Source organism: Bacteroides sp. AF25-5LB (assembly GCF_003602965.1).
GTDB classification, from domain to species: Bacteria; Bacteroidota; Bacteroidia; order Bacteroidales; family Bacteroidaceae; genus Bacteroides; species Bacteroides uniformis.
The window spans coordinates 76,352-95,676 of the sequence record NZ_QTMC01000011.1; the positions used below are offsets into that span (position 1 = coordinate 76,352).

Sequence of the window (19,325 nt, forward strand, 5' to 3'; positions counted from 1 at the left end):
GTAATTTATAATTAGTAATTTGTAGTCGGTGATTTGCAATGACTCATCATTCGAAATTCACAACTTCTCTGAGCAGTGCCTTCGGGTCATGGCAGAGGAAACAGGCACGTACGAGGTCTTTCCCCGAAGTGTCCACTCCTTTTCCGGGTTGTGTGTTTTCGGTGTCATACATGCAGTGGACGTAGTTCATGGCCCATTGTATTCCTTCTGCAGGATTCTGTCCGTGAAGACAGGGAACAAACGCTTTTACGCCCCGTCCGGTGGGGCTGATGAACACCAGCGCAGGGCATAGATAGGGGTCATCGAATAGTTGTTGCCGTAAGTTTTCCGTTTCTTCTGCGGATTCAAGGTGGTCGATATCGACTACAACCAGGCCGGAGGATTCCGTGAGGCAGTCGCTTCGTCGTCGGGTGAATACGCCGCAGGGAGTGACGTAGGGTAGTGTCTGTTGTTTGAGGAATCGTGCGGTAGTTTCGTCTCCTTGTGCTGCGGCATTTCTTATGGCGAGTGTCAGTTCGGCAAGTCTCTGGTCGGAGGTGATAAGACGGTGTACTTCGTCAATGCTCATTGTCCTGAATGGGGTGAGTGTGGCACTTTTTACGGTTTTTCCGGTGTTTTCGTCTTTTATCGGTGATATGGGCGGCATGAAAAGTGACATTTTGAATAGATTTTCCATTTTGTTGTTTTAAAGATTTTGTGCGAAGTTAGGGCTCTTTTCTCATTAAATATTTTCTGTATATGGAAAATATTTTAAATGTGAGAAACCTAAAATAACGTTTAATAACATGTACTTTTTTAATTCTGATAACATAATACAAGACGACGATGAATGTAAACAGTGACCACCCTATACTGGGTGCTTTATTTGAGAAATGGCGTAAAGAGAAAGACTTGAATATTAATACTCTTGCCAAAGAAGCCCATATTTGTACAACTACGTATGGAAAAATAAAAAAGGGCTGGATGTGAGATTAAGTGCTTATCAGTCACTTTTTTATTACTACTCCATGGATTTGGAGGATGATGAAATCAGGCAGATGGTGAATGAGTGGCTGGAGGGATGGCTGAAGGTGAGAAAGAGAGAGTAAGAGAAGGTTTAATTTGCATATCAGCTGGGGATGCTAATTGTTGACGTCCCCAATGTAATATTTTTATAGATATTGTGCTTATGTAAGGAATAATTTATATTAAATTCAATGGCAACAAAACGTATAGATTACATAGATGCGATAAAAGGTTTTTCAGTACTTTGGGTGGTACTTTATCATTTCGATTTGACCGGAGTTGCGATAAATGCTCCTTTACGATTACCTCTTTTTTTCTTGGTATCCGGATTGTTTTTCAGACAACGGAGTTGTTTTAAGGACTTTTTTATCAAGAAAGTGAATACACTTTTAGTACCCTTTGTGTTCTTTTGGTTATTCGGAATAACTTTGCAACTTTTGGTGCAGTGTGTACGCTATCTGTTTGAAGGCCTATTTGAATTTTCTATTTTGGATAAATTTATAGGACTTGCCAAACTCTTTACTGTTATACCAATAGATGCTCTTGAACCCAATCCTTTAGGAGTAGGCGGTATTTGGTTTTTGATAGGCCTTTTTTGTTTTTTGGAAGAAATTCCATTGTAATATTCGGTGTCCATTTGGCAATGTTCCCTTTTGCACAGATACCCGTAGTCAAAGTATTACACATAGTCCCCAATAGTTGGGCGGCTGTGTTGTGTTTTGAGTTTCCTTTGATTATAGTGGTAAGTTACTTCCTTACTCTACTACTTGTGAAGTATTTTCCTATGTGTATAGGGAAAAAAGAACTTTGGCGAACGGCATGAGTGTGTTGTTGAATAGATTGCCAATAAATTGGATATAAAAGTAAGCGTCCAAAAATGCCGTTTTGTTTTCTATTCTAAAGATTTCGACCTTTGCTGCTGTCATCGACCTAAATAGAAGTATGTATTAGTAGCAGTGATTTTGAGCGTCTTTTCGTTCAGGTCGAAGGTTATCAGTTTTTGACGGTACTCTTCCCGGTGATAATATTCCATAAGCATTTGGCGATATGCCTGATGTCCCTTCAGGGAAGCAGGAGAGAACTTACCGGTTTAGGGCACTGAAAAGTGCCTTAATTAAGGGGGATACCTTAAATTGAGTGCTTACAAATATAAAACGAATGCTACCCATTACATTACAAAAGGAGGGATATGACCCTTTCATAGATTATCTCAAAGGAGTCTGTATCTTCTTGGTAGTGTTGGCACACTGTCTGCCACACACAGAATATATCTTGTTTCCTCTTTGGGGAGACCAAGCAGTGCCTTTGTTCCTATTGATACAGGTCTTTCATGCCTATAAGCATGGAGTGGACGAGGCTGTGAAAATGCCTAATTTGGTTAAGCTGTTTAATAGGATTTTCAAGCCTTTTCTTCTCTTACTGCTTTTTGAGGTATTTTTGCTGGTAGTGGTATTGCAAAGAGATCCTTTGCAGGTGATGAAGACTGTTATTATTGGTGGCGGTATAGGTCCTGGTTCCTACTATGTGTGGATATACATACAGTTTGCGTTGTTGTTGCCTATTATTGCATTGATAATCAAATTGTTAAATAAAGTTGTAGGGGGGGTAAAATATGCTTGCTGATGATTGCGTTAAGCTGCCTTTGGGAGTTGGTATGCATATATATCCACATACCTGAGATGCTTTACAGGCTTTTATTTTTCCGGTATTTCTTTTTGATTTATTTGGGATATATGTGGGTGGAGAAAGGTATTCTCTTGGATAATATTAGATTGCTGCTTTCTGTGGTCAGTATAGCGTTTATTTTGATGTTCGCTTATACCTCAATTAATTTCGAACCTTTATTTTTTCAGACAGACTGGAAGATATATCATTGGATATGCTACTTCTATGTAGCCTCTTTGTTCCTTTTCTTTCTGAAATTCTGTTATAATCGTTTGAGTACTAAACTAAAAGAGTTTATAGGTCTGATGGGGAAATATTCCTTCGAGATTTTTCTCCTTCAGATGTTTGTTTTCGCATTCTTTCCACATGGAATGTTGCTGGATTTTGTGGGCAATAAATACATCTGCGCTACACTGACGATAATACTTACCGTATCACTGAGCATATTGCCGGTGATAGTGTGGAAAAGGTGGAGAGGATTGCGTAGCACTGCTGCTGAATAAAAATAATGTTTTTAAATTGTTTATTAGGCAACAAGCTTCTGCTTAAAGGAGCTTTGTTCTCTTTTTTCTCTTTTTTTAATCAGGGTGCAAGCTTTTTGTTACTGATTATTCTGGCCAATTATATTGCTCCTTCAGATTATGGTACTTTGAGCTTATTCAACACCATCATTTCTTTTTTGGGGTTTGTTGTTTCTCTCTCAACGCATGGTTACATAACTATTTCTTTCTTTAAAAAGGATGAAAAGAAATTTAAGCAAGACTATACTCTCATCTTCCTAATCACTTTTGCGGTAGCTACGTTTTTCGCTTTTTTGCTTCTGTTGGGTAATACTTTTGTTGCGGAAGTGTTAGAATTGCCGATACATTATCTTTGGTTTGCATTAGTCATTTCTGTGATGAACTGCTATTTTCAAATTGTACTCGACTATTATCGCATCCGTGAGAAACTGACTTCTTTTGGTTTGGTGAGTTGCAGCTTTGCCGTTGTAAATTTCGCTGTAACTATGCTGTTTGTTGTTGCTTTGAAGCAGGGATGGGTGGGACGTATCTATGCACAGCTTGCTTGCGGAGTACTCTATGGACTTGTAGCTTTTTATGTGTGTTTTCGCTATCGCCTATTTATTTTCAAGGGACTTTCGTGGCTTCAGGTAAAGCCTATCTTGATGTGGGGCATTCCTTTAATTCCACACTTGGCTACGAGTTGGATTAAGCAAGGCGGTGACAGATATATCATCAATTACTATTATACCCTTGCCGAAGTTGGAATCTTCAGTTTTGCACTCAATCTTTCGAATATCATAGATATGATTGGGGCGGCATTTAATCAGACAAATTCTGTGTCAATCTATCAAATATTGTCTTCGGAAGCGAATGACAGGTGGTTGCGGCTGAAACGCCAAACAAGGGATATCTTTGTTATTTATACAATTGGGGCTGTCATCGTTTTTGTAGGTTGTTCAGTCATTATCCCTATTTTGTTGCCCAAGTATTCATCTTCCTTGCCTTATTTTTATTTATTAGGCATTTCCGGATATTTTCAGTGTATATATTTTCTTTATACCAACTATCTTTTCTACTATGATAGAACCAAGGATTTGATGTTCATAACATTCAGTTGCTCTGTTCTCCATTTAGGACTGTCAATGCTGTTTACCAGATACAGCCTTTACTATACCTGTCTGCTCTATGTTTTCCTTAAAGCCCTTATGGTGGCGATGGTGGTTTTTAGAGCTAAAGGATTAATTAATAAATACGTGAGGTGATTACGTCACAATATGAATAGAATAATAAATCTAAATAAGAATAAAGATGAAGAAATATAAAGATTTGAAAGCTGTATGTTTTGTTGATTCAACGTATACCATGCTCATTTATATGCTGGTATATGGAAAGGAACAATTTGACAAGACTTTCTTTTTTATATCAGATGCATTCTCGTCTGAATTTCAGAGTAAACTCAAGTATAAGGAATTTCTCTCTTATGTGAAAATGACCTCACAGCCGTTTGTGTTGAGAGTATTATGCCGCTTTTGGTTAAAATGTACAGCCTATATGAAATGGCCTTTTCTGTGTACGCTCCCGATTTTTGGTCAAGATCACCTGTGGTACACTCCGGCTCTGTTGCGCAAACGCTCTATGGTGGTTATTGAAGATGGTCTGGCAAACTATATAGAAAGCGCTTTAGTAAGACCGTCAACGATGAAGCACAAGTGGTTATACAGATTGCTGTTTGGCTCCAGCATGTGTTATGGTGAGTATGGTAATTCTAAATATGCTTCACAAGTTGTTCTTACCGGTGCTATGGGATCTATTCCTGCTTGTCTCAAAGAAAAAGCTATACTTGTCGATATCAGGAAGTTATGGGAAACGTGTGATTATAAAGATTATATTCTTGATATGTTCAGCTTTAATAAGGAGGAAATAGAAAAACTTCGCGAAAAGAAGGTGATTATACTGGCACAACCTTTCAATCAAGGTGTGGGTGACGAAGTGATGAGAGAGATATATCAAGGTATAATTAATCAATACAATGCAGAAGATGTAGTAATCAAGACACATCCCAGAGATACTATGGATTACAGAGGAATGTTTCCCGATGTAATGGTATATTCAAAAAAAATGCCGGCGGAGTTGTTTTCTTTGATAGGTTTGTACTTTACCGATGCATATACAATTAATAGTACTTCTATCTTTTCATTCCCGAAGGAATGTAAAAAACATCTTCTTGGGTTTAAATGTCATCCGGAATTATTGAATGTATATGGACAATTTGAAATTGAGGAGCTTAATCCGAACTGATTGGTTTGTGTGGGTGGCTTTTTTTTGCTGCCCTGTACTGGCCATGCCCATGGTGATAAATGGCTGCTATCGGCAAAAGAAGAATATGTATCTTCTTTTTTCATTGTTTATGGGTTTATGCGCCATGTTGCTTTATCCTCCCGTAGCAGATTTGTATAGGCATTGGGTAAACTTTCAAGACATAAAGCTGTTTGAGTGGAACGATTTCTTGTTCTTTTTGGGAGTGAACATAAAAGTGGATTTCCTATTACCATTGTTGGAATTTATTTTTATAAAATATGGTATCTCTTTTGGATTTTTGAGGTTCTTGCTTGTTGCGAGCACTACAATGCTCTTCTTAAATGCCTATAATAGCTATTGCAAAAGCATGAAGCCGAACGATAGAGACCGCTGTGTGTTTTTATGGTTCGTGATTTTTATAATTCCCTACGCTGCTGTTGCAGTAGGATTGAGAAGCTCTTTTGCAGCATCTTTAGTAAGTTATTACATTTTCAGACACTATGTGCTGAACGAAAAACGTTTTATTGACATAGGGCTGTTATTAATTGCCTTTTTCTTTCATTTTGGTGTCATGATGGTGATACCACTCATTCTGCTGGCAGAGGTTGGATTGTATGTAAGGCATAAGCCCATTTTCTATTTGGTTTTTGGAATTCTTTTTTTTGTTTCGCAATCGTTTGGATTATTGGTTTCCGTTCTTCCTTTAGGAGAATTAAATGATTATCTTGTTAGTTATACAGAGGGAGAATACGCTTCTACCGAATATCTTGAGGGGCATAATATATTTTTTTGGCTTCCTACGATAGGACATTACACTTGCAATATATTGTTTTTTGCTATTTTCTGCAAGAATGTTCCTATAACAAAACAGACATCTTTGGTGTATAATTTATTTCTGCTGACGGCATTTACTTCCGCATTTTTTGCCGTAAATGGTAGAGTGATGGCATATTTCTATTATTACGGCATCTTTTTCTTAATGAAATATGCGGGAATGTCTAAACTGAAAGTTCTTTTTAAAACCTATGTATTCCTTACTCTATTCGGATTCATGCTTGAATGGAGAAAACATACCATAACAAGGTGGTACTATTTATTCAGTCCATATCCCGTGGCTCTTTCCATGGACTATGACGATAACTGGGTGATGAATAATGTTAATCCCAACGGTGAACTTTATATTTATATTAAATGATTATGTTAAGAAATAGAGAACCTTTAGTTTCTATTGTCGTTCCGGTGTACAATGTTGAACGCTACATTGATAAATGTTTGGATTCATTATTTTCGCAATCTTACGAAAATATGCAATACATTTTTGTAAATGATTGTACTATAGACAATAGCATGAAGCATATCCAAGATAAAATGACTGATTATCCACATCGGAGGGAGCAAGTGATATTAATAAATCATGAAGTGAACAAGGGGCTGACTGCTGCCAGAAAAACAGGCTTGTCGCATGCCCAAGGTGAGTATATATGGCATATTGATAGCGATGACTATATCTCGACAGATGCAGTAGAATGTCTTGTAAACAAGGCTTTGGATGAAAATGCCGATATGGTGGTGTTTGACATAGACGAATTATATGACAACTTCACAAAACACATTACTTTATCCATGCCTGAAACAAAAGAGCAGTATCTGTATCAAATGATTATAAGAAAGACGAGGTTTGAACTCTGCTTCCGCTTTTGTAATAGAAAAGTGTATAACGGCATTGAATTGGATGAAAGCATCTGTTATAGTGAAGACTATGCTACCAGTCCACGACTGGTTTATAACTCCAATAAGGTGGCATATCTGAAGAAAACGTGCTATTATTATCTTAAAAATATAGCTACGTCTTATACCGCATCTGTGAGTGTAAAATCTATTAAAAGTCTGGAAAGAGCCGCTTTGCTGTTGGAGGATTTCTTTTTGAAGATAAATCTTGAGTATTATGCACCCGTATTATCCCTGGCAAAGGTTTATGTAAAAGTACATTCTATGAAATCATCATTCTACAATGAAGAAGCTTTCAAATACTCTATCTCTCTTTTTCCAAACATATCGGGGGGTGATAAAACTAAAATCGGAATGAAAGACAGATTATTGCTTTTTCTGCTGGATACAAAGATGATAGCATTGCTAAGGCTTTATATCAAGGTCGGATTACATGTTAGTTCAAGATGGTAATATTGTAATGAATAGTTTAGTATGATTTTATTTAGTATTATAATTCCAATCTATAATACAGGTAGGTATCTTAGACAATGCCTTGACAGTGTTCTGAACCAATCTTTTTCGGATTTTGAAGCCATTATGGTGAATGATGGGTCAACCGATGACTGCTTGACCATTTGTCAGGAGTATTTGGTAAGGGATAGCCGTTTCCGGTTGGTAAATAAAGCGAATGGTGGATTGGTGAGTGCAAGAATAGCAGGAGCTGATGAAGTGCGAGGAGATTACTGTATTTGTCTGGATTCGGACGATTGGATAGATTCCCGTTATCTTGAATTGATATCTGATAGCATAAAGCAATATAAAAATCCGGATATTGTTATGATGGGACATGTTTTTGCTTTGGAAACCAATCACAAGTATCGAAGGATTTCGTTAAGAACAGGCTATTATAATGAAGAACAATTGGTGAAGGAAATCTATCCTCTACTTATGAGAAGGAATGATGATGCTTGTCTGCCGGGACAATTGTGGGGTAAGGCATTTAAATCTGATATATACATACAACAACAACAACAACAGCAAGGTTTGTTTCTGAAGATTGGAGAGGACAAAGCCTGTACGATAGCATTTATGAACTTTGCTCGAAACGCAGTAGTGATGGATTATTGCGGTTATTATTATAGAATGAATCCGTCGTCTATGACAAAATGCAGAAAAGCTTTCCCTTGGAATACTCCGGAAGTTATAGGTAGGCATTTAGAAAAACAAATTGATATGTCTAAATATGACTTTAAAGAGCAGTTATATCGATTTGTTACGCATGAAGTGGCTACGGTAGCTGCATCTCAATTCTTTGAAAATAAAAAATATAGAGAGGTGTGCCGCGAGATTAATAAAGAACTGAAAAACCCTTACTATGATAATGCCATACGGCATGCTGTATATAGAAAAAATCTGATTGCAATAGGCATGACTTATGCTTTAAGATACCGCCTTTATTTTTTCCTATACCTCTATAATAAATTGTTTCAGACTTTTTAATGATTTTGTAAATTATATTATACGTCATTTTTGAACGTTATTTTTATGCGAATACTTCAAGTAATAACTCTCTGTGATCTTGGAGGAGCACAGTCGGTCGTTGTCAATCTGGCAAATAGGTTGGTTAAAGAACATGAGGTGATAGTGGCGGCGGGAGCTGGTGACGGAAAAATGTGGTTGTTGCTTCATCCGTCTGTGATATGTGAACGCATTCCATCGTTACGAAGAGCTTTGTCTCTACTCAATGAAATCAAGACAATTCGAGCTATGCGGAAACTTTATAAAAAGTATCACCCAGATATAATTCATTTGCATTCATCAAAAGCCGGATTATTAGGCCGAATAGCATTTCCTTCTGCAAAAATAGTATATACAGTTCATGGCTTTGATTCTATACGTATAGCCCATCGAAAATATTTATTCCTCGAAAAGATGCTGCAATTTAGGTGTAGAACTATTATTGGTGTAAGTAAATATGATGAAGATAATTTGTGTAATGAGGGGATAAATAACAATGTTTGTTTTGTATATAATGGTATTAGTCAACCATTGCGTTTACCGGAAAGTCCCTTTAATAAAATGCGAAGCTATTCAAAGATAATATTATGTATTGCCAGATTATCTCCCCCAAAAAATATAGACTTATTTCTGAAAGTTTCTGAATTATTACCTCAATATGCCTTTGTTTGGATTGGTAATCAGCATGAATTTCGTGGACAGTATTCTGAAAATGTGTTTTTCATGGGAAGTCTTCCCAATGCGGGCGCGTATAATGAATACGCTGATTTGTTTATTCTTCCCAGTAATTATGAAGGATTACCGATGACTATTATTGAAGCCATGGCTTTTGGAAAACCGGTGGTTGCTTCAAAAGTAGGAGGTATTAGCGAGATTGTATTAGATGATGAAAATGGTTATACAGTAGAGAATTCAGCGAAAGCTTTCTGTGAGAAAATCTGCTATATTTTAGAGAATAAAGATGTTTATACCCGTTTCTCAAAAAACGCTTTAAAAAGCTATCAAAAGAAGCTGACTGTTGATAATATGATAGATGGATATTTGAGGATTTATAATGGAATTGTGGATTAAACAAATAGATGAGTAAGCAGTCAAAAAATGGCTATTAATTGAAAGTAATAATTTTGCTGCCAACTAAATTTATAGAATTATGTATAGCAGTGAATATCTTGAAAGGTTTTATTTTCAGTACCAGAGCGAGGCTTGCCTCATGGAGAATCTCTCCAATCGTTTTGTGTTAGGAACAAAGTACCTTATAACATTTTCCAGAAATGGTTTAAGGATACTCGCAAAAAAGTGGTTGCAGTCTGGGTTGATGATGTCTCTGTGATTACCTATGAGGAAAAAAACAGGACTAGTGACCAACCTACCCCTGCATCAAAAAGCAGTAATGATACCTCTGCTCGTATTTGGCTTGAGATTCGTATCAGCAATAGGCTGCGTTTATCCCAAAAGAATTTAAGTTATCAGGATTTAGTTCGCATGGTAGAGAAACTGAAGAGATTATATTGAATGTAACTGGTCTGAATTATTTCTATTATGTCCGTGACTTTGCCGATATGCGTTGTCTCGAAATCGGAGAATAGTCCGTATGTTTTCATTTGACAACCGTTCATACAGCCTGTTCGAAAAGAAGTTTGTTGCTGGCTATCAGTTTATGAAAGTAGAGCGGAATGAGGCAGATACGGTTTATCGGATCGACTGGAAAGATGTAATTCTGATACTTGAGATTCCTATGGTTAAAATATTAAAAAATCAGACGAATAGGTTTGTTTACTTGAGGTTTCGAGATTGTTTTGCTGCCTTTATGTTTGTAAATCAAAGGTTTAAATATGACGGTACGGACGATACACTCCGTACAGATTCTCTGGACAAAAATAAATTTCGGAATAGGCCGGTTCTTCCCCAAAAGGAACGTGACCTGGGCAATCGTCCCGACGGGTATAAAACGATGGGAGTAGCCTTTCTTCTATGAGAATGACTCTCGCAGTCGTGAGGTACTAACAGACTTCTTGGGTGATTCGGAATTAAAGAGTATTATGTCTGACGGATACAATGCTTATGTATTTATCGGCAATGAGCTGAAATCAGCTATACATCAGGTTTGCATGTCTCATGCAAACAACAAGTTCATTAAAGCCGGTAATCAAGGCGGTGAACCGGTAGCCGGGCGTTTTTCAAACCTTTTAAAGAGATTCTTTTTGAAAGAACATGTTTATGATGAAGCCGGGCTTACTTCGGAAGCTGACCACTCAACGCAACAATTCCCTTCATTATGGCAGTGATTCCGGTGCTGGGATGGCTGTAACTTATCATAGTGTAATAGGAACTGTAAAGCTTCATGGCTGTTCTATCTGGAACTTCATTGGAACTTTTTTCAAAAATATTTTTAACGGGTGCAGGGATTATGTTAACATGGTTCCTGGCAAAATCACTTTGGCTACCAGCCAATGTTAAATTCAAAACTAATTAATTAACAAAACTCGTTTTAGGGCACTGAAAAGTGCTTTCATTAAGGGGTATGCCCTAAATTGAGTACTTACGGAAACTTTGTCACCATACTTAACAAAGTTTCTATGAGTCGTCCACATGTCGTATCATTAATATAAAGAAGCATTACATCGTAACTTTCTTGATTTGAAGGTTATTCTTTATGGGAGCGAGGCACGTGGTGATGTACGTTCGGATAGCGACATTGATTTGTTGTTATTAGTTGAGATGGGGAAGGAATTTTGTTATGACTCCGGAACAGCATTTTGATATTACTTTTCTTTTGAGTTAATTTTTTCTATTTAATTTTCATGAAACTTTTATTTACAGGGGCCTCCGGGTTCTTGGGTAACAACGTGCATCCTCTTTTGGAAGCTATATATGAGGTTACTACTGTAGGTCTGTTGCCACAGGATGACTATACCGTGAACATGGCACAGGAGATACCGGAGCTGCGTGAACGGTATGATATCGTTCTTCATGCAGCTGGAAAAGCACATGTGACACCCAAGACGAAAGCAGAGAAACAAGCTTTTTTTGATGTAAATCTGCAAGGTACAAAGAATCTTTGTGCAGCATTGGAAAGAAGAGGGGTTCCCCGAGCTTTTATCTTTATTTCTACAGTAGCCGTATATGGTTGCGAGTATGGAGAAGAGATAACAGAAGAGTATCCTTTGGGTGGGAAAACTCCGTATGCCATGAGCAAACGTCTGGCCGAAGAGTTTTTGCATAAATGGTGCTACAAACACAACGTTATTTTGGGTATTATTCGTCCTTCCTTAATTGCTGGGTGTAATCCTCCGGGAAATTTAGGAGCGATGATTCAAGGCATACGCAATGGAAGATATTTAGGTATTGCCGGAAGTCGTGCGCGGAAGAGTGTGTTGATGGTACAGGATATAGCAAGTCTGGTTCCTTTGTTGGCAGAAAAAGGAGGTGTCTATAATGTATGTGATAGTTACCATCCTTCTTTCAGAGAGTTGGAAGCGGTTATTTGCAAACAGCTGAATAAAAAAATGCCTTTCTCAATACCTTATTGGGCAGCTAAATGTATGGCTTTGGTAGGAGATTGCTTAGGAAAGAAAGCGCCTATCAATTCTTTGAAACTGAAGAAAATCACAGAATCGCTTACTTTCAGTAACGAAAAGGCGATGCGTGAATTGGGATGGAAGCCGACCCGTGTATTGGAAAACTTCAAGATAGAATGAATGTATATTTAGATGTCATATTGATAGGGCTGGGTATTGTATCTTTGGGATTTACATGTATTCAGCTTTGGTTTTACTGGATAATCAAAAACGGATGATGTATTATTGGATGGTCTTGGTTCTGCTGTTTTTGGCAGAACTTTTTTATTTTAGAGTGGCTGATAGGTGCAATATCATCGACAAGCCCAATGAGCGGAGTTCCCATACGAAAGTGACTTTACGCGGTGGTGGGATTATTTTCTATTTTGGTGCATTGGCCTATTTTCTGACAAGTAGTTTTGAATATCCCTGGTTCCTGCTTGCCTTGACACTGGTGACGTTCATCAGCTTCGTGGACGATATGAAATCCACCGGACAGATGACAAGGCTGCTTTTTCATTTCTCTGCTATGGCTATGATGTTTTATCAGTGGGGGCTGTTCTCCTTGTCCTGGTGGTGGATAGTCATAGCCTTGATAGTCTGTACGGGCATCATCAATGCCTACAACTTTATGGATGGCATTAACGGCATAACCGGTGGTTATTCTCTGGTTATTCTTGCTGCGTTGGCCTATATCAATAAGGAGGTGGTTACTTTTGTGGAAGCGGATTTCATCTATACCGTTATCTGTTCCGTTCTAGTCTTCTGTTTCTTCAATTTTCGTAAGAAAGCCAAATGCTTTGCGGGTGATGTGGGGTCGGTGAGCATTGCCTTCATCCTTCTTTTCCTGATAGGCAGGCTCATCATTGAAACGGAAGATTTCAGCTGGATAGTCCTTTTATCCGTTTATGGTGTGGATAGTGTACTGACTATCATTCACCGTCTGATGCTTCATGAGAATATCGGTTTGCCGCATCGCAAGCATCTGTATCAGATTATGGCGAATGAGCTGAAGATTCCTCATGTAATGGTTTCTTCTATTTACATGGCGGTGCAGGCAATCATAATCGTAGGATATATAATGTGTTTAGGTTACGGTTATTGGTATTTGACAGGTATAATTCTTTTGCTTTGTTTTTCTTATACCTGCTTTATGAAGAAGTATTTCGGATTGCACCAGTCTACGTGAGTAATACTGAAATGATGATTAGTAAAATAATGAAAGGCGATGGAGACTAAAATCTCCATCGCCTTTCGTCTTATTTTTGAAATATAAATCGTACCTTTGTCATATACCAATCAGGTTATAATAATAACATGGAACAGATGCGTAAACTGCCGATTGGCATACAGACTTTTGAGGAAATACGTAGGGATGGTTATCTCTATGTAGATAAGACGGCTATGGTTTATCAAATTGCAAATGTAGGTAAACCTTATTTCTTGAGCCGTCCCCGTCGTTTTGGCAAGAGTCTGCTTCTTTCTACCTTTGAAGCCTACTTTCAAGGACGCAAGGATCTGTTTCAAGGTTTGGCCATCGAACAGCTGGAAAAGGAATGGGAAGAATACCCGGTTTTGCACTTGGATTTGAATGCCCGGAAATATGAAACTGCTGCTGACCTGACGGCTATGCTTAATCAGTATCTGGAGAAATGGGAGCTGCTCTATGGTCAGGAGAAGAAAGACCGTAATCCGGAAGAGCGTTTTGCTTACGTGATAGAGCGGGCATGCATGCAGACAGGAAAGCAGGTTGTTGTGCTGATTGATGAGTATGACAAGCCATTGCTTCAAGCGGTCTTGGATGAGAACTTGCTGGATGAGTATCGGAAAACATTGAAAGCATTCTACGGTGTCTTGAAGAGCGCTGACCGTTATCTTCGTTTTGTTTTCCTGACCGGAGTGACCAAGTTTGCGCAAGTAAGTGTGTTCAGTGACTTGAACCAGCTGAATGATATCAGCATGAAGTCTCCTTACGCTGCTTTGTGTGGTATTACCAAAGAGGAGTTGGTGAAAACCTTTCTGCCGGAACTTGAGAGACTGGCTAAACGAAGAGGGATATCTTTACAAGAAGTGATTGATTTGATGGAACGTCAATATGATGGTTATCATTTTCATCCGGAAGGTGTAGGAATGTTCAATCCGTTCAGTGTATTGAATGCTTTTGATGCAGAAGAGATGGGATATTATTGGTTTCAGACCGGCACACCTACTTACTTGGTTGACTTGCTGAAGCAGAGTGATTACGATATACGTCTATTGATAGATGGAGTGGAAGTGCTGGCTTCCGCTTTCTCTGAATATCGTGCGGAAACAAATAATCCTCTTCCGATGATTTATCAAAGTGGTTATTTGACCATAAAAGGGTATGATGATGATGTGAAGCTATACACTTTAGGCTTTCCAAATGATGAGGTTCGTTACGGCTTTCTGAATTTTCTGGTTCCTTTTTATACTAAAGTTACTGATGATGAGACTGGTTTCCACATCGCTAAATTCATGCGTGAATTGAAGAGTGGGGATGTGGAGGCGTTTATGGAGCGTCTTAAGATATTCTTCTCCGGTATTCCGTACGAGTTGAGTGATGATACGGAACGTCATTATCAGGTTATTTTTCATGTAGTGTTTACTTTGCTGGGACAGTTCATCCGGTCCGAGGTTCGCAGCAGCCGCGGCCGTGCGGACGCGGTAGTTCATACCCCTACCGCTATTTATGTTTTTGAGTTCAAACTGGACGGTACAGCCGACGCAGCTCTGACGCAAATAGATGAGAAGGGGTATCTGATTCCTTATACCTTGGATGGCAGGAAATTAGTGAAAGTAGGTGTGAACTTCAGTAAAGAAACACGGAATATTGATGAATATATTGTCGTAGAGGAATAGGAACGAACAATCATATATATGGAAAAGGCGATGGAGATTCTATTCTCCATCGCCTTTTCCGTATTATAGTATTTCACCTTATTTCTTCATTCTCAGCACCCGTATTCCCGTCCACTTATTATTGTCTTTCAGCATTTGGGACAAGGGGACTTTGGAAACAACCACTTTCTTGTCGGTAGAAGAAGCGTGTACCAACAGGAGTTTGCCATCTGCATAGAAAGCGATTCCCATGTGGGCTACGTCCAGCCCCGGAGTGTTGGTGGTGATGGCTATGATATCGCCGTCTTTAATCCACGGGAGACCATCGGCGGGAAGTTTGGCTTTGGGAAGATAGTGAACTTCCTTGCCGGACAAGGATTGTTCAATCTTCTTCATTTTGGCTATGTTCTCCGAAGAATTTGCCAGCTGCTTGTAGAGTTGGGGGTGGGAAGACATGTAGGAGATGGATAACTGTTCGGTGTCGGGACTCATGGCGCCCGTTACATCCTGAAGGAAGCCGTTGCGTACGCCATTGTTTATCCAGTCGGCAATATAATGCAGGCGGGAAGTGTACCCGTCGATTTTACCGTCACGGTAACGAATTTTTTGCAGGTTATCGGCGAAAGCGCTTTCCGAGATGTCTCCGTCGGCCAATTTGGGGGTAAGCGTCTCTGCCAGTACATATTCCACCAGCGTAGTGCAGTCTACCTCATCGCAGTTGATGACGAGTTCCTCGGGACCATCTGCCTCCAGCGTATGGGCTACGTATGGCACATCCAGATACTTTATTCCATTGCTCAACATATCTTTCCCTCCCTGGGCAGAAACGGAAGTTACCAGGGCTGCGGCGCAGAGGGCGCTGAACATAAATTTAGTCATTGTTTTCATTTTTCTCTCTTTTGATTATTATTGTTCTTAAACGTAAAAAGGATGCAGCAAATTTACTACATCCTTTTTATAAAAGCTTAATCCGGAGGGATTAAATTCAATATTGCCGGATTAAATATTTATAATCTTCCTTTTTATCGAACGGAACAAGGGTAAAACCGTATTCGATGGCATTCTCCTTGCCCGGACGGATCAGATAGGGTTCATGGGCGGTTGCGCCCCAACTGTCGTCTCCACCGACACCCATCATGCGGTAGTCAATGAACAAATCGACCATCTTTTCCGGTAGAGGGTCGGTGAGGTGGCGGTGATGGGTCTTTTCGGTACGCGGAGCGCCGTTGTCAATCGTGTCGCCGCTGTCCATACTTTCCAGGGGATAGTTGGAGGCGTTCAGCTCAAAAGTACGGTCGGCGATGAGCAGCAAACCACGTTGCGTCTTATCGGTAAGAGCGCACCAATAGATATCCGTGCGATGGTTGTTCTCCTGCGGGCGGACGTAAGGCTCGTACATATCCTTGACCGGGATGGCGTACTCTCCGATGAACTGGGAGGTACGGCGGTCTCGGTAATTCTCTTTCGGACCGCGACCGTAGTAGGTCAAGTCTGTAAAGCTTTCCGGCAGCTGCATCCGCAGGCCTACACGCGGTATCATCGGAGCTTGGTCTCCTTCGGCCATGAACCGGTTGTCTACCTTGATGATTCCGCTGGCATATATCTTATAGGTGATGTCCCAACGGGCGTATGTCTGCGGAAAACGGTAGGTTACCTTTACTGTCGTGGCATTGCTGCCCGGAGTCACTTGGAAACTTTCGGCTTTTGGTTCCTGGTAGCTTGCCTCTTTCCAGGCTTTGAGGCGGACGGGGAGGTTGGCTCCATAATCATTGTCCGTCGGTGCACGCCAGAAGAATGGGCGGGGACCTTGACCGTTCAGTATGTACTCGTGCTTCTTGTACAAATAGGAGGTGAGTAGGCCGCTTTGCTTGTCGAAGGTGGCTTTGAAGTCGGGACCGGAGAACGCCACCAAATTTCCTTCTTCCTTAGAAGTGGCGGGCTTCTGTGCCGTAGCCTCTTTCTTGTAGAAGGTATGGACGTAGGTCTGTTCGCGTGCAATGACCGTGCCGGCCGGGAGGAAAGGTTCTGCCGTCTTGATGGCTGCATAGAACTCGATGCGTACATCTCCCGTTGTCTGTTTCTCTTTGGGTATGCCGTTCAGAAAGCCGGTGGTTACCGTCTTGCCCGGTGCAGCATGGATATTTTCAATCTTGCCACGGTAGACTTCCTTCCCGTGGTCGCGGATGATGTAGTAGAAGTCGTACTTGTCGAGATTGGTGAAAGAGAAATCATTGCGGATTTTCACGGTGGAAGTTTGCTTGTCGAAGTCGAGGAACTTGATGTTCTGGTAGACCTTCCCCATCTCTTCCGTCTGCGGTTTGACACTGCGGTCGGGGTATACCACGCCGTTGATGCAGAAATTGCCGTCGGAGGGAGTGCCGTTCTCGCCATAATCGCCGCCATAGGTCCAGTATTTACGGCCGTCGTCTGTCTTGGCGGCAAAGCCTTGGTCTACCCAGTCCCAGATACAGCCGCCCTGGAGGATGGGATATTTTTCGATGATATCCCAGTAGTCCTGGAAGTTGCCGAGACTGTTGCCCATGGCATGGGCATACTCGCAAAGAATGAGGGGACGCGTCATCTCCTTGTTCCGGGCATACTTCTCCAGATAGGAAGGGGGAGCATACATCGGGCAGTAGATGTCCGTATTCCATTCCAACAGTGCACGTTCATACTGGATGGGACGGCTGTCGAGTGTCTTCAAGGTGTTGTAAGTGACGTAGAAATTCAATCCGTTCCCGGCTTCGTTGCCCAGCGACCAGATGATGACTGACGGATGGTTCTTGTCCCGCTCGTACATATTCATGGTGCGGTCGAGATGGGCATTCATGAAGAGCGGATTGTTTCCCAGCGTACCGCCTACCCGCAAGTCGTAACCCATGCCGTGACTTTCGATATTGGCTTCGTCGATGACGTAGATACCATATTCATCGCAGAGTTCGTAGAAACGTTCCTGCTGGGGATAGTGGCAAGTGCGTACGGTATTGACATTGTATCTCTTCCAAAGCTCGAAATCTTTCTTCATCAGTTCTTCGGAGACATAGTGACCGGTATTCTCGTTGTGTTCGTGATAGTTCACGCCTTTCACGAGGATAGGTTGTCCGTTTACCAACAGTTGCTTGTCCTTGATTTCCACTGTACGGAAACCTACTTTGCAGCTTGTCGCTTCAATCACATCTCCGTTCGGGCGCTTCAAGCTGACGACGAGGGTATAGAGGTTGGGCGTTTCGGCTGTCCATTGCAGGGGTTCCTGGATGGTCTTCTTGGTGAATTCCACTTCCGTTTGGTCACCGCTGACCTGAGTAGAGGACTGGGCTATCTGCTGGTCGTTCTTGTCCAGCAGGCGGTAACCAACGACAAATGGGGCGTTTTGTCCGCTTTCATTGGTAAACTGCACCTTTACCTTGAGGATACCGTTCCGGTAGTTGTCGTCCAGAGGAGCTTCCACCTTGAAGTCTGTGAGATGGATTTGAGGCTGGGCATATAAGTAAATGTCCCGTTCGATACCACTGATGCGCCAGAAGTCCTGGCATTCCAGATAGTTGGCATCGGAAAAGCGGTGTATCTGAATGGCAATGACATTCTTCCCTTTCTTGGCAATGGCGCTGACGTTGAAACGCGCCGGAGTCTTTGCATCTTTACTCATGCCTACAAACTTGCCGTTAAGGTAGTAGAAGGCTGCCCCGCGTACACCGTCGGCACTCAGGAAAATCTCCTTATCGTCCCAGTCTCCCGGAAGGGTGAACTCGCGGCGATAGGTGCCGGTGGGATTCCATTCCTTGGGAACGTACGGAGGGTTGGGCTTGTCCCAATAAGGAGGATAGCCCGAAGAACAGAACTCATAGGGATGGTTCACGTAGATGGGCGTGCCGAATCCTTGCAACTCCCAGTTTCCGGGTACATTGATGTCCGGCCAGCGGCTGGCGTCCACACGGTCCATCATGAAGTCCGTGGGGCGGTCGGCGAAGGTTTCCACATAATGGAATTTCCATTTCCCGTTAAGGGACAAGCGGAAGGTTCCGTTCTTGCGGTCATTGATGACGGCATCGGCCTCCGTGACGTAGGAGGTGAACGTGCTGCGGGCAGGCTCCCGGTTGATGCTTGTCAGCTTGGGGTTGGTAATCTCTTCGTAGCGATTGTTCTCCTGAGCAGTCAGGGCAAAGGGAAAAGCTGCGAGGCAAGTGAGTAAAAAATACTTTTTATTCATAAT

19 protein-coding genes and 2 pseudogenes are annotated in these 19,325 nt (G+C 41.1%); 18 read left to right on the forward strand and 3 right to left on the reverse strand.

The window, feature by feature from the left end:
* Positions 1-46: 46 nt before the first annotated feature.
* Positions 47-676: a BT4734/BF3469 family protein gene (locus tag DWY57_RS13100; RefSeq protein WP_171030458.1), complete on the reverse strand. Its 630-nt coding sequence runs from the start codon at positions 674-676 to the stop codon at positions 47-49.
* Positions 677-825: 149 nt separating this feature from the next.
* Here DWY57_RS13100 and DWY57_RS20925 point away from each other — a divergent pair, with 149 nt between their 5' ends.
* From DWY57_RS20925 to DWY57_RS13180, 18 genes and pseudogenes are all read left to right on the forward strand, one after another.
* Positions 826-969: a hypothetical protein gene (locus DWY57_RS20925; RefSeq protein WP_153881084.1), complete on the forward strand. Its 144-nt coding sequence runs from the start codon at positions 826-828 to the stop codon at positions 967-969.
* Entirely contained in the window at positions 966-1,088 is a 123-nt protein-coding gene (locus DWY57_RS21550) for a hypothetical protein (protein ID WP_255260470.1), read from the forward strand. The genes DWY57_RS20925 and DWY57_RS21550 overlap by 4 nt, the downstream gene beginning before the upstream one ends.
* Before the next feature lie 108 nt (positions 1,089-1,196).
* Entirely contained in the window at positions 1,197-1,628 is a 432-nt protein-coding gene (locus DWY57_RS13105; RefSeq protein ID WP_119961889.1) for an acyltransferase family protein, read from the forward strand.
* Positions 1,629-2,163: 535 nt separating this feature from the next.
* On the forward strand, positions 2,164-2,628 hold the full coding sequence (locus tag DWY57_RS13110) for an acyltransferase family protein (RefSeq protein ID WP_119961890.1): 465 nt from the start codon (positions 2,164-2,166) through the stop codon (positions 2,626-2,628).
* A 314-nt stretch (positions 2,629-2,942) separates the two neighbouring features.
* Positions 2,943-3,173, forward strand: coding sequence for a hypothetical protein (locus tag DWY57_RS20730; RefSeq protein WP_131226220.1), 231 nt, complete (start codon positions 2,943-2,945; stop codon positions 3,171-3,173).
* A 5-nt stretch (positions 3,174-3,178) separates the two neighbouring features.
* Entirely contained in the window at positions 3,179-4,435 is a 1,257-nt protein-coding gene (locus tag DWY57_RS13120; RefSeq protein WP_117588790.1) for an oligosaccharide flippase family protein, read from the forward strand.
* A 46-nt stretch (positions 4,436-4,481) separates the two neighbouring features.
* The gene (locus DWY57_RS13125; protein WP_008663378.1) at positions 4,482-5,471 is read left to right on the forward strand and encodes a glycosyltransferase family 52; all 990 of its coding nucleotides are present in this window, start codon (positions 4,482-4,484) and stop codon (positions 5,469-5,471) included.
* Positions 5,434-6,666, forward strand: coding sequence for an EpsG family protein (locus DWY57_RS13130; RefSeq protein ID WP_165491399.1), 1,233 nt, complete (start codon positions 5,434-5,436; stop codon positions 6,664-6,666). Before DWY57_RS13125 ends, DWY57_RS13130 begins: the two co-directional genes overlap by 38 nt.
* A 2-nt stretch (positions 6,667-6,668) precedes the next feature.
* Complete coding sequence (locus tag DWY57_RS13135) at positions 6,669-7,652, forward strand: glycosyltransferase family 2 protein (RefSeq protein ID WP_165491400.1); 984 nt, start codon at positions 6,669-6,671, stop codon at positions 7,650-7,652.
* Between the two features lie 21 nt (positions 7,653-7,673).
* Entirely contained in the window at positions 7,674-8,681 is a 1,008-nt protein-coding gene (locus DWY57_RS13140; RefSeq protein WP_119961893.1) for a glycosyltransferase family 2 protein, read from the forward strand.
* A 45-nt stretch (positions 8,682-8,726) separates the two neighbouring features.
* Positions 8,727-9,770, forward strand: coding sequence for a glycosyltransferase (locus tag DWY57_RS13145; protein ID WP_119961894.1), 1,044 nt, complete (start codon positions 8,727-8,729; stop codon positions 9,768-9,770).
* 79 nt (positions 9,771-9,849) lie between these two features.
* A pseudogene (locus DWY57_RS21625) lies at positions 9,850-10,211 on the forward strand (hypothetical protein).
* A gap of 79 nt (positions 10,212-10,290) precedes the next feature.
* The gene (locus DWY57_RS20735) at positions 10,291-10,674 is read left to right on the forward strand and encodes a hypothetical protein (RefSeq protein WP_133302458.1); all 384 of its coding nucleotides are present in this window, start codon (positions 10,291-10,293) and stop codon (positions 10,672-10,674) included.
* A pseudogene (locus DWY57_RS13160) lies at positions 10,664-11,156 on the forward strand (transposase); the annotation flags it as partial. The gene DWY57_RS20735 and the pseudogene DWY57_RS13160, both read left to right, overlap by 11 nt.
* 180 nt (positions 11,157-11,336) lie before the next feature.
* Positions 11,337-11,459 carry a nucleotidyltransferase domain-containing protein gene (locus DWY57_RS13165; protein WP_226791161.1) on the forward strand — a complete coding sequence of 41 codons (123 nt, stop codon included), beginning with the start codon at positions 11,337-11,339 and terminating at the stop codon, positions 11,457-11,459.
* A 41-nt stretch (positions 11,460-11,500) separates the two neighbouring features.
* Positions 11,501-12,397 carry an NAD-dependent epimerase/dehydratase family protein gene (locus DWY57_RS13170; protein ID WP_119961895.1) on the forward strand — a complete coding sequence of 299 codons (897 nt, stop codon included), beginning with the start codon at positions 11,501-11,503 and terminating at the stop codon, positions 12,395-12,397.
* Positions 12,398-12,494: 97 nt separating this feature from the next.
* Complete coding sequence (locus tag DWY57_RS13175) at positions 12,495-13,445, forward strand: glycosyltransferase family 4 protein (protein WP_119961896.1); 951 nt, start codon at positions 12,495-12,497, stop codon at positions 13,443-13,445.
* 128 nt (positions 13,446-13,573) lie between these two features.
* The gene (locus DWY57_RS13180; protein ID WP_119961897.1) at positions 13,574-15,136 is read left to right on the forward strand and encodes an ATP-binding protein; all 1,563 of its coding nucleotides are present in this window, start codon (positions 13,574-13,576) and stop codon (positions 15,134-15,136) included.
* A 78-nt stretch (positions 15,137-15,214) separates the two neighbouring features.
* On the opposite strand, the gene DWY57_RS13185 is transcribed toward DWY57_RS13180, so the two are convergent.
* Both DWY57_RS13185 and DWY57_RS13190 read right to left on the reverse strand, forming a co-directional pair.
* Positions 15,215-16,003 carry an N-acetylmuramoyl-L-alanine amidase-like domain-containing protein gene (locus DWY57_RS13185; RefSeq protein WP_119961898.1) on the reverse strand — a complete coding sequence of 263 codons (789 nt, stop codon included), beginning with the start codon at positions 16,001-16,003 and terminating at the stop codon, positions 15,215-15,217.
* A gap of 97 nt (positions 16,004-16,100) precedes the next feature.
* Positions 16,101-19,322 (reverse strand): glycoside hydrolase family 2 TIM barrel-domain containing protein, encoded by a 3,222-nt coding sequence (locus DWY57_RS13190; RefSeq protein ID WP_119961899.1) that lies wholly within the window; start codon positions 19,320-19,322, stop codon positions 16,101-16,103.
* Between the last annotated feature and the right edge of the window lie 3 nt (positions 19,323-19,325).